General features: G+C 37.8%; 11 protein-coding genes. 9 read left to right on the forward strand and 2 right to left on the reverse strand.

Translation table 11 applies throughout. The annotated features are described in order from the left end of the window. Positions 1–13 precede the first annotated feature (13 nt). Both AB8M93_RS15485 and AB8M93_RS15490 read right to left on the reverse strand, forming a co-directional pair. Positions 14–556 (reverse strand): DUF6557 family protein, encoded by a 543-nt coding sequence (locus AB8M93_RS15485; protein ID WP_373059317.1) that lies wholly within the window; start codon positions 554–556, stop codon positions 14–16. 58 nt (positions 557–614) lie between these two features. Then, positions 615–2,711 (reverse strand): helix-turn-helix domain-containing protein, encoded by a 2,097-nt coding sequence (locus AB8M93_RS15490; RefSeq protein WP_373059319.1) that lies wholly within the window; start codon positions 2,709–2,711, stop codon positions 615–617. 240 nt (positions 2,712–2,951) lie between these two features. Here AB8M93_RS15490 and AB8M93_RS15495 point away from each other — a divergent pair, with 240 nt between their 5' ends. The 9 genes from AB8M93_RS15495 to AB8M93_RS15535 all read left to right on the forward strand — a co-directional run bounded on the left by AB8M93_RS15495 (position 2,952) and on the right by AB8M93_RS15535 (position 10,407). Beyond that, positions 2,952–3,524 (forward strand): ankyrin repeat domain-containing protein, encoded by a 573-nt coding sequence (locus tag AB8M93_RS15495; RefSeq protein WP_373059321.1) that lies wholly within the window; start codon positions 2,952–2,954, stop codon positions 3,522–3,524. A gap of 21 nt (positions 3,525–3,545) precedes the next feature. Then, the gene (locus AB8M93_RS15500; RefSeq protein WP_373059323.1) at positions 3,546–4,637 is read left to right on the forward strand and encodes an acyltransferase family protein; all 1,092 of its coding nucleotides are present in this window, start codon (positions 3,546–3,548) and stop codon (positions 4,635–4,637) included. A gap of 139 nt (positions 4,638–4,776) precedes the next feature. Next, complete coding sequence (locus AB8M93_RS15505; RefSeq protein WP_373059325.1) at positions 4,777–5,544, forward strand: DUF6090 family protein; 768 nt, start codon at positions 4,777–4,779, stop codon at positions 5,542–5,544. A 64-nt stretch (positions 5,545–5,608) separates the two neighbouring features. Then, complete coding sequence (locus tag AB8M93_RS15510) at positions 5,609–6,661, forward strand: serine hydrolase domain-containing protein (protein WP_373059327.1); 1,053 nt, start codon at positions 5,609–5,611, stop codon at positions 6,659–6,661. A 302-nt stretch (positions 6,662–6,963) separates the two neighbouring features. Further along, a complete protein-coding gene (locus AB8M93_RS15515; RefSeq protein WP_373059329.1) occupies positions 6,964–7,698 on the forward strand; it encodes a LytR/AlgR family response regulator transcription factor in 735 nt (244 codons plus the stop codon). A 2-nt stretch (positions 7,699–7,700) separates the two neighbouring features. Further along, entirely contained in the window at positions 7,701–8,168 is a 468-nt protein-coding gene (locus AB8M93_RS15520; RefSeq protein ID WP_373059331.1) for a hypothetical protein, read from the forward strand. After that, positions 8,165–8,506 carry a pyridoxamine 5'-phosphate oxidase family protein gene (locus tag AB8M93_RS15525; RefSeq protein ID WP_373059333.1) on the forward strand — a complete coding sequence of 114 codons (342 nt, stop codon included), beginning with the start codon at positions 8,165–8,167 and terminating at the stop codon, positions 8,504–8,506. The genes AB8M93_RS15520 and AB8M93_RS15525 overlap by 4 nt, the downstream gene beginning before the upstream one ends. Positions 8,507–8,511: 5 nt before the next feature. Beyond that, on the forward strand, positions 8,512–9,798 hold the full coding sequence (locus AB8M93_RS15530; protein WP_373059343.1) for a GAF domain-containing sensor histidine kinase: 1,287 nt from the start codon (positions 8,512–8,514) through the stop codon (positions 9,796–9,798). A gap of 114 nt (positions 9,799–9,912) precedes the next feature. After that, complete coding sequence (locus AB8M93_RS15535; RefSeq protein WP_373059335.1) at positions 9,913–10,407, forward strand: hypothetical protein; 495 nt, start codon at positions 9,913–9,915, stop codon at positions 10,405–10,407. Positions 10,408–11,360: the final 953 nt, after the last annotated feature.

Raw genomic sequence — 11,360 nt, forward strand, 5'->3', positions numbered from 1 at the left:
GGTAAGGCAATTGCTAATCGCCTTCCTCTTCCTCTTCATCCTGCTCATCTTCCATTAATTCATTTAAAAAATCTTCCAGGGAAATCCCACTTTCAGCTTTTTCTTCACCGGTTGTTTTTTCATAGTCGGTGATGCTTTGTTCAATATTATCCAATTGCTGCTGCACCTCTTCTTCTTCAAATCCCGCAAAAGTAATTTCATAAAGGCAGTACGCCAGTATTTCTAATTCTGTAAATTCCTTCAAACTTTCTTCACTAATATCCATATCAAGCCATTGCTTCCAGGGAGTGAATTCTATGGCCTGGGAAAACTCTTCTTCCTCATTTTTTGGATGGTTGTATTTGCCGGAAACATCAACATAGGCTGAACCATCAAAATGATCAAATACCGTCTTCACCACAATAGTCATATCTACTTCTTCCGGAGCCATCAACAGCAGTTTTTCAAATACATCTTCATACCCCTCCAGATTTTTCTCTTCATCGGGATATAATTCCAGCAGTACGGAAGATATACTTAACCAGGAATTTCTCTGTAAAAGCTGTTTTAAGGTCATATTAATTAATCGTTTTGAGAAAGCAATTTCAATTGCTACATTTTTATTCTCCAACTGGTTATATAAGCCCTTCTGCCTCGAGCGAGGTTCTCAACCTGTCATGTTTTGCCCAAAACCGGTCTTTAATCCTTTGCATGATCCGGTTAAATTCAGGATCGCTTTTTAAGGGTTTGAACATGGGTTCCTTCTCAATCAATAAATACCAATAAGGGTAATTATCTGCATTCGAAAATATTTTTAGCTGCTCCATAGCCTGCTCTGTTTTTTTCTCATGCATATATTTCACTGCCAGGTTTACACTTTTGTAGATCGACTGATCTTTTTCGCAATATTCTGAAAAGGATTTATAAAATTTTTCTGCTTCTTCCTGCCGTCCCACCTTTTCATATACCATCCCGATTTTTGCATTTTCCGATATGTAAAGGTTCAACCCTCTTTTCTTCCTTTCTTCAGCAAATTTTTTAAAATAATAATAGGCACGGTCATAATTCTCTTCCACATAGTAAAATTTAGCAATATCCTGTAAAATATCGAGCCTGGTTGTATCTTTTTGCCATTCCTTAATCAGTAAATTCCGGGTTCTCTTCACATTCCCGTCTTTTGCAAAAAGGATCAATGCCTTTAAATGCGGGGCATAATAATTTTCGGCACTGTAATTAAGGGATAAATCAATATATTTCTCTGCTTCATCAAAGAAGCCTGCGGAAACCAAAGCGTTGCTCAGCTGCAAATAAATATAGCTACGGGTAATGGAGTCATTGGCGGCCACATTAAGCTGAACACCTTTTAAGGCATATTCCAGATATTTCCCGGTATCGGGAGTTAAACGCGAATAGAAGTCGGCCAGCATTTGAATTGCCAGGGAAGAATTGGGATTGTATTCCAATGCTTTTTCAAGATAGGGCAACGCTAATTTATATTCTTCCGTCTGAATGTAATAAAAAGCCTTGGCGGTAAGACTTTCAGCCGATTTGGAATCATAAAGCAGCGCTTTGTCTGAATAACTGTTAATTTTTTCGGTATACTGTTTTTCAGCCTGGAACATTTCAAGCAAATAATAAGCGATGGCGATGTTGGCATAGGCCAGGCTAAACTCCTGGTCCTCTTCAATAGCCTTTTCAAATAACTCAATTGCCTGCTGAAGCCCTTCATTAGTCCTTGATAAAAATGGATCTAATGCCTGAAGATAATAGTCATACGCCACCAGGTTGTTCGTTGGTTTTTTCCTGATCTGCTCAAGTTCCGCAGGAGTGACTATGGCCTGGACCGCGCTGGCAATTTTAGCAGAAACCTCATTCTGAAGCGCGAAAATATCCCCGACTTCCCGGTTATACTGCTCTGCCCAAAGATGCCGGTCCCCTGAAGCTTCAATCAACTGGATATTCAGCAAAACCTGATCGCCAACCTTCTGGCCGCTGCCTTCTACGAAGTAGCTTACGTTAAGTTCTTCGGCTATTTCGGGAATGCTTTTGTTGGAGTTTCTGTATTTTTCTACTGAAGACCGACTGATGACCCGCAGATCTTTTATCTTCTGAAGATTATTTAATGTTGATTCCATCAATCCATTTACAAAATACAGGTTGGTGGAATCATTACTCTCGTTCTTGAATGGTAAAACGGCTATAGATTTTTCCGGTTGGCCATTTTTAAGTTCTTCTAAGGGCCGTTTATAAAAAATGAGGAAAGAAGTTATTGAAACCAGTAATATCGTTAGAGCCACAAGCAAAACCGTCCTGGGAAAGTTTCGGGTTCGCTTTTCTTCGGAAACCTCCTGAATTCCGGGTTGCGATAATTCCGGCTCTCCATTTTCATTTTCAAATTCTATTTTGCCAACCTCTCCTGGCGGATAACCATAGTGCTCGCGGAAACATTTAATAAAATAAGAGGAACTTCCAAATCCTACCATATACGAGATTTCTGAAACCGTAAGTGCGCTATCCTTCAGCATTTCCATGGCTATTTCCAGCCGTACCTGCCTTATAAACTGGCTTGCGGATAGACTGGTTGCCTTCTTTATCTTTCTCAGCAAATTCGAACGGCTCATATTAAGGGCTTCCGCCAGTTGAGACACTCCAAACTGATCGTTGGAAGCGTTTTCCACGATCACCGCAGTTGCCTGGCTAAGAAAATCTCCTCTGTTTGTATGATCTTGCATCCCGTTGTTTATACTGGTGAATTTAACAAAATTTTATATTATCTCATACTGGTTTATAATCCTTAATTCCTGCAATAAAGCCGGCATTTGCGCCATAATTTATATTGTTGCGTCATAATCTATATCCCTCGTTCTAAAGTTTATTCTTTTGGCGGCATGCCTTTTATGCCTTCTATTCCTCTCTTTTTCATCTTTGTGAGAAACAAAATGCAATTAGTTGAATCCTTAAAAATTAAAATTATGAAAACACTAAAAATGACTTCGGTACGGGTATTATTGAACCTTTTGTTAATGGCAACTTTATTTTCAGCCTGCAGCCAGAACACCAAGAAGGCTGATGAACAATCCATGGTAGAAAAACCGAAAGTGGATATCCATTCAGCGGTAATTTCTAACAACCTGGAAGTGGTGAGACAACATATTGAAGCAGGCAGTGATATTGATGTAAAAGATAATTTTAGCGGTTCCACCCCTTTAAACACTGCTGCCGTTTTTGGTAACACCAAGGTTGCCAAAGAACTTATTGACGCCGGTGCAGATCTTTCCATTAAAAACAATGATGGTTCTACCCCGCTGCATACCGCTGCTTTCTTTGGGCGGGTGGAAATTGTACAAATGCTTTTAGATGCACATGCAGATAAGACGCTGCGAAATAATTTTGGGGCAACACCCAGGGAGACCGTGGCGGGCCCATTTTCAGAAATGAAACCCGTTTATGAGTTGATGCAACAACAGTTGGCACCACTTGGCTTACAACTGGACCTGGAACAGCTTCAAAAAAACCGTCCTGTAATCGCGATGATGCTTCAGTAAGATCACTAAAAACCCATTATTATGAAAACGCAAAGAAGATATGATATAGACTGGCTTAGGGTGATTGCGATAGGACTGCTTTTAATCTATCATATCGCCATCATCTTCCAGCCGTGGGCCATGTTCCTCGGTTTCATTAGAAGCGACGAGCTCATGGAAGGTTTATGGAAACCCATGAGTATGCTCAATGTATGGCGTATTCCGCTATTGTTCTATGTTTCGGGAATGGGTGTTTTTTTCGCCATTCAAAAGCGGAATTGGAAAGAACTGCTGCTGGAACGCAGCAAACGAATTCTCCTGCCTTTTATTTTCGGGATTATTGCTATTGTTCCCCTGCATTTTCTGATTTTCCAGGAATATTACCATCTTCCTTTAGGATACTATGCGCATCAGGGACATTTATGGTTCCTGGGAAACATTTTTGCATATGTAGTGGTATTGCTTCCGCTGTTTTTTTATCTGAAGAAAATAAAGGATAGCAGGTTTATGAAAGGATTGTCTTCCTTGATGAAAAATCCTGCTGGCCCAGTATCTATATCCCTCTTTTTTGCGCTGGAAACCCTATTGGTAAAACCACAGGTCTTCGAAATGTACGCGGAAACCTGGCACGGCTTTTTCCTTGGGCTGCTGGCTTTCTTTTTTGGATTTCTATTGGTGTCCCTGGGAAAACCATTCTGGCAAACGGTGCTGAAGTGGAGGTGGCTGTATCTTGGTGTAGCGTTGGCTTTTTATATCATTCGGCTAACGGTTTTTAATCTGGAATCCCCCGGATATTTGAAGGCCATCGAGTCCAATTGCTGGATCCTGGCAATCTTTGGATTTGGCTACAAATACCTTAACCGGCCGGGCAAAACCCTGCGCTATTTAAGCAGAGCCGCTTACCCGGTGTATATTGTTCACATGTTTGTTTTGTATGCGGGAGCAATGATCATCCTGCCTTTGGGAATTCCTGTTTTGCTGAAATTCATCATCATCGTGTTATTTACCGGGATTGGATGCTTTTTTATTTATGAATTTCTTATAAGAAGAATCAACTTTCTAAGGCCTTTATTCGGACTTAAGTGGAAATATCCTTCTGAAGAAAGGCTATCGGAACCTGTTCAACCCAATTAGTCTGAAAATACCTGATGGGTAAAATTATCTAGATATAATATTCAGAATAAATACAAATATAAAAATCAGCTATTTAACTTGTATGTTAAAGGGTGAATTTCAAAAACATATTAATGATTAACCTTTATTCCATTGAAAAATGAGTAGAATATTCAGAAAATTAAGACTCTCACAAATCGCTGAAAGTAAAGCTGGCAAGTACCTTCTTTATGCGGTAGGTGAAATAGTACTGGTGGTCATTGGGATCTTAATTGCTTTACAAATCAACAATTGGAACCAGGCCAGAAATGATGATAAAGCCCTGAAGGAATATTTAGGGAAAATTAAATCCCATACCTTAAAGGATATGCATTGGCTGGATACCTTAACTGTTTATAGAACCAGTGTAGGAAGGCAATGCAAAAAGGCAAGGGAAAGTGTCCTGGACAAAACCGAGGAGCAGAACCTATTTTTGCTTATGTCCTGCGGAAGTGCTTTTATGGATTATTATTTTAAGCCCAATACAAGTGGATATGAAGCACTAAAAAATTCCAAATACTATGGTAAGATTAATAATACCATCCTTGATTCGCTGCTTACCAGTTATTACAGGTTAATAGATGATATTGCGCAAAATGAAAGCAGTTATAATGATTATGTAAATAGCCAGGAGAATTATTTATCCACCCGGTTCGACAGGTCCTTAATCCTGGCTTCTGCCTTTCTGCCCCCGGATTCCCTGAATATCCGGGCCACCCCGCAATCTGAATATTATGAAGACTTTGCTGAATACACCTCCTCTGCTCCCTATAGAAATGTGATTGGTTTGGCAGCTTTTCAATTTGACGCTATGGTTTCTCAGTACAAAAAAATAAAGGATGTGGGCAATGGGATCATCAAAGAAATTGATGTACTAATTGATAATTAATTTCTTTTTTTATATCGCTATTTTTCTCTTCTGAAAATTGACAATTCTATTACAATAGGAAATCATGAACAAAAAGCAAGTAAAACGAATCCTGAGAATAGTATTTACCATGGCAAGCATAGGCTCTCTATGGTTTGTGCCATGGATTTTGGTAAAGGCCTGGATATTACCACTACCCAATACGGTTCAGGAACAGCTAAATGAAGCTGTAGATCATGGATTTGACGGAATTATTGTTTACGTAGACCAGGCTGGCAAAGAACCTGAATTTTATGCCAGCGGGTGGAAAAACAGGGAAAAGAAAATACCTGCAGATCCACATTCCTTATTCAAAATTGCCAGTATTGGTAAATTATATAATGCCGTAGCCATTACTAAACTGGTAAGTGAGCATCGTTTGTCTTTAGATAAAACCCTGGCAGATTACTTCCCGGAACTTAAGGGAAGGATTGAAAATGCAGATAAAATAACTTTACGAATGATGGTGCAGCACCGCAGTGGTATTCCCAATTATACCAATACCCCAGATTTCTGGGTGGACCCGCCGGAAAGTGACCGGGAAAAACTTAATTTGATTCTGGATTTGCCCGCCAGCTTTGAACCAGGTGAAGATTATGAATATTCCAACACCAATTACCTGCTTATTTCCCAGCTCATTGAAAAAGTGACAGGAGCTAACCAGTTTCAATACCTTAAAGAGAAAATTTTAAAGCCTCTGGGTTTAAAAAATACTTTTGGTTCTATCCATGAGGTGGATATGGACGAGCTTATGAGTGGCTATTATGTGGGTGTAAAGGAAGATATTAAAACAGCCGATTATGGTTCTATAGTAGCCAAAGCAGAAGATGTGGGCATCTTCCTCCGCGCTTTAAATGATGGCTCATTGTTGACTAAAAAGGAGCAGGAAATTTATTCTTCCCTCTATAAATATGAACATACCGGCCTGATCCCTGGTTACCAGAGCATCGCAAAATACCATAAAGATATCGATACGGTGGTCATTCAGTTTGTGAACACCACCAACTTTGATGGCTATGAATGGAATTTAGGGGAAATTGTTTATAACCGAATTGTAAAAATAATAAGGAAAAATACACCTGTAAACCCCGGAGTATAAAATTGAACATAAAATAATACTTCCGGGATGTCAAATGCTTTTCTTCATTAACTTTAAAATCGGCTTTCTTCTTCCAGCAGAAAGTAGCAGTACCCCCCGCCGTAGTGTACGTATGGTTCCTGGTAGGCTATCCATGAATTAACGAGGCCATCAGCAATAAAATATGTTAAATACTACTTACCAGCAACTTACTATGACTATATCACTTAATTATTCAGCAGAAAAAATAGTTTTATTCATTTCTGAAGGAGTAAAATTGAAATTTTATCTATAATTTTAAGGGGGTTCTTTCTATAATCTTTATGAGTAATAAATATAAAATCCTGGCACTGGAAGATGATCCTATTCACAGGGAAAGGCTCATAATGATCCTTGATAAGCTACAATTTAAATCTTTTAAAGTGGCAGACTCTCCAAAAGGTTTTATAAACATTGTTGAAGCCTGCAAGCCGCAGGTTATTTTAATGGACATAGACCTTGGAGGGGAAATTAATGGTATAGAACTCACCCAAAAGATCAACACCAAATTTGATATTCCAACCATTTTCCTGACTTCTTTTGCGGATAGGCAGACCTTTAAGGAAGCCAAAAAAGCTTTTCCTTGCTATTTTCTGGTAAAACCTTACAAGGAAACCGATCTGGAGCGGGCAATTGAATTGTCGGTTCTCCAGAAAACAGGTAAACAGGCCCGGCAGGTTGAAAGAAACGCTACATGTACAAACCTTTTATTTTTCAGAGCTCAGAACAAGCTTATAAAAATTGATTATAAAGAAATTAAATTAATCTCGGCAGTAGATAAATATTGCCATATCTTTCTGAAGGACCGTAAAATAATCATAAAAGAAAGGCTCAAAAATTTACTTTCCCGTTTACCTGAAGACCAATTCATCCAGGTGCACCGTTCTCATGTTATAAACATAGAAGCCATTGACTCCTTAAATAATAATGCTACCGAAGTAAGCATTACCAACCAAACCCTGAAACTCGGCAGAACCTACAAAGCAGAATTATTATCAAGAATTAGTATGATTGGATAACTATGATACCTGACCGAATTGTTGAAATTGCTGAAGCATCCGGCTTTCCGCTATGGCTTGCAGTGCCAGATTCCTGTAATATTTGCGAAGTTGTTCGTGCCACAGGATTTTCGATGGAACCAGATAAAAAACGCCTTAGTATTTACCTGCCGGAATCAATGTTAAAATTGATTGAACCTCATCTTAAAATGAAAGTTCCTACAAGTTTTTTAATGGCTTCCCTGGCAGATTTTGAATCTTATCAGGTAAAAAAGGAGCTCTCTGAAATAGCAGAGGTTAGCAATTCCCTTAGTAAGAAGATAAATTCTATCCTTGATCCTACTATTGAGACAACCAATAGTTTAGGATTAGATGGAAGTAAAACGTTTGATTATTTAAAAGATCCTCCCACAGCCTCTATACATATTTTTGCACCCATATTTTTGAACAAACTCCCAAACCCGGAACGGGTAAACGTATACAATAGATGAAAAATAAAATTACAAAGGAGATGTTACCGGCATTTCAGGGGGTAATACCGGCAACGCTCACAACTGTATCTAAGGATGGTGTTCCCAATGTAACCTATGTTTCCCAGATTTTTCGGATAGATAAAAATCATGTGGCCATTTCTAACCAGTTCTTTAATAAAACCTGGCAAAAAATTGAAGTGGAATTCCTTTCAGAAGAAAAAAAGGGAGAAATTTTTGAAGAAATGGAAGTGGTTATGTCGGGGATATCCAGCATGTTTGATGATAAAATCGCCTTCAAGCTGAAATCGGCTGTTATCTGTAAAATTTTAAATATCAAAACTATATATAAACCTTGAGTGACGTGGTAAAGCAATTACAGGATGAGCTTCAGCAGGAAAAGCGTAAAAACGATTTACTGCAAAAAGTTTCCTTTGAGCTTACCAAATTTGCCCCACTCCCCAAACGCCTGAATAATATACTTAAATTTTTAGACCGCAGCTTCAATTTAAATCATACCATATTACTTATTCCAAATAAGAAGGCATCTACCTTAGAAGTATTGGCGAGCCGGGGTTTTAAACAAAAAGGCATTGGTGCTCAAATTCCTTATAATTACGGTTTGCTGGGTATGGTCGCATCACATAAAAAAAAGATAAGGATCTCCAGGCTCTCCCAGTACAAGCACTATATTGCGGCTTCCGGAGGTGAAAAAGCCGGGGGAAAAATTCCTCAAAATTTTCCCAGGCTTGAAAATGCTGAAAGTTTAGTTGCCTTTCCCCTGGTGGTAAACAATGATCTGGTAGCAGTATTATCCTGCGAAAGTGAAGATATTCTCTTCTTTTCGTACGCCGATGAAGAATTGCTGCTCAGCTTGTCGCAGCAAATCGCACTATCCATTCAAAACGCCATGATTTATGAAGAACTGGAAGAAAGGGTAAAAAAACGTACTGCAGCATTGCAACAAATTAATGAAACCAAAGACCACCTGTTCTCTATAATTGCACACGATTTAAGAAGCCCGCTTTCGGCTTTAGAAGCAATAGCTGAACTTTTTGAATTTTACAAGCAAAAGCGTGATTACCAAAAAATGCTTTATTTAGGCCACGAAATTTCAGCTACTTCCAGGAGAATTTCATTACTGCTGGACAATCTACTTAACTGGTCCCTTTCCCAGAACCAGCAAATTAGATGTAATCCTGTTCGTATTAATTTGAATTTGCTTTTAGCCGAAGTGATTGCGCTCTTTAATCATTTTCTGGAAAAAAAACATATTGCATGTGAAATTAAAGAAAAAAATGTAGCTGAAGTTTTTGCCGATTATACCATGTGCTTCAGTATTTTTAGAAATATAATCAGCAACGCGATTAAATACACTCCCCAAAACGGGTACATAGAAATTAGCTTTCAGAAATTGGAAAATTCCCTGGTAATTATTGTAAAAGATAATGGTATTGGTATGGATAAAACTATTCAGGCCAATCTTTTTTCCCTCAAACACAGAGTTAGTAAACCCGGTACAAATTCAGAAAAAGGTACCGGGCTGGGATTAATGCTTGTTAAAGAATTCACCGAGTTAAACAATGGTGCACTGGAAATTGAAAGCTCAGCAAAGGGCACTTCTGTTAAAATATTCTTACCACTCGAATAAGTTGGTTCCTGTCTAAGGCACCTTCATTCCCTATTTTTTACCACTTGTTCCTTTTATTTTGACCTCCAGCTTGGGATTTTGAAATTTGATTAACACAACCAAAAAAAATTAATCATGAAGCTTCCATATTACTTCCGGATTATTGCTTTGGCTCTTCTTGCATTTTTGGAAAGTTGCTCTCCCAATGACGAACAGTTAGCTGAAGGTTATCTTAACGCAACCGCCAATGAAGAAGAATACATCAGTTCTGCCCAGTCCGGCGGTTTAATGATGGATAGGTATAGTACAGACCTGGGGACAATCAGTTTCCAATTATCCAGCACTTCAGATGATAATAAAAATATAGCTTTTGTAATTCCGAACTTTAACGGGATTGGAATTTACAATATAAAACAACTCAATGGTTCGTGGATGGAATTTAGTTCAGGAACAGATAGATGGCATTTTGACCGTCACCAGGCGTATAGTAATGAATCAGATTATATTGAGATTATCAATATTTCAAAAAATAATATTGAAGGTAAATTTCTCTGTCACAACATGATTAACCAAAATACCGCCGAAAAACTGGTGCTACAAGGTGAATTTAAAGGAAAACTGCTGCACTGATATATATTTCAAGCACCAAATTTAAAATTTTTAAAATACACTTTTCATAAAGAAGTCGAGGTGGCAGAATGCTTTAAAAAGCTCTGGGAAACCCAGTAATTGTAGCTTTCATGGAAACCTAAGTTTTAAAACACCCGATTAACTCACAATATCATTAGAACGCATTGAAGTAATTTGATACTAACTAATGGGGTGACCATAACATCGCTCTGCGTATTACCCTCTTGCTTTTCCCCTTAGTTCTACAAACACGCTTTATATAAAAAGTAAGACGTTTATACTTTCCCAAAAAGCTAATATATGCATAGAGCATAAAGGTTTAGAGCAAAATCAGTTGTGACTCCATAAAAATATTTTGCACAAGTTTACTATCTTTCGTTTATAATAAAATTTATTAAGAGTTTGATAACCTGCAAATAAACATGCGATCTGTTTTTAGATATGTAGTTGAACTATTCATAATTGCTTTTGAAGTTTAATTAGTGATCCATGTAATTGATTACAAAGAGGATAAAATTATAACGAAAGATGTTTCAACTTCTTTTCATTTTTATTATTCATGAACTGAGCTCTGAAACCAAACGGGTAGCTGTAATCGATATTTTGAGATTTATAGCCAAGGATCTGGTATCTATTGAAAACATTAAATCTGAACTGGAGAACACCCTGCAAGTCTTAAAGTCTAATAAAAACTATTGTAATGAAATCACATTATAGAAAGTATATAGTCGATGGTGTTTTAATTATTTTCAGTGTTCTATTCGCTCTATTTATAAATAAATTGTTTGATGATTATCAAACCCGCAAAAGGAAAGAAGTTGCCATAAAAAGTATTGAAAAAGAACTCTACAGGAATCAAGAGATCTTAAATAATTGGGGACTATCTCAAAAACTGTGTAAGTAGAAAATATCGGGGTTTGCAAACCCCGATATTTTTTTAATCTTGCCTGTAA

Source organism: Autumnicola aciditolerans (assembly GCF_041679265.1).
In the GTDB taxonomy this organism is placed as follows: Bacteria; Bacteroidota; Bacteroidia; order Flavobacteriales; family Flavobacteriaceae; genus Autumnicola.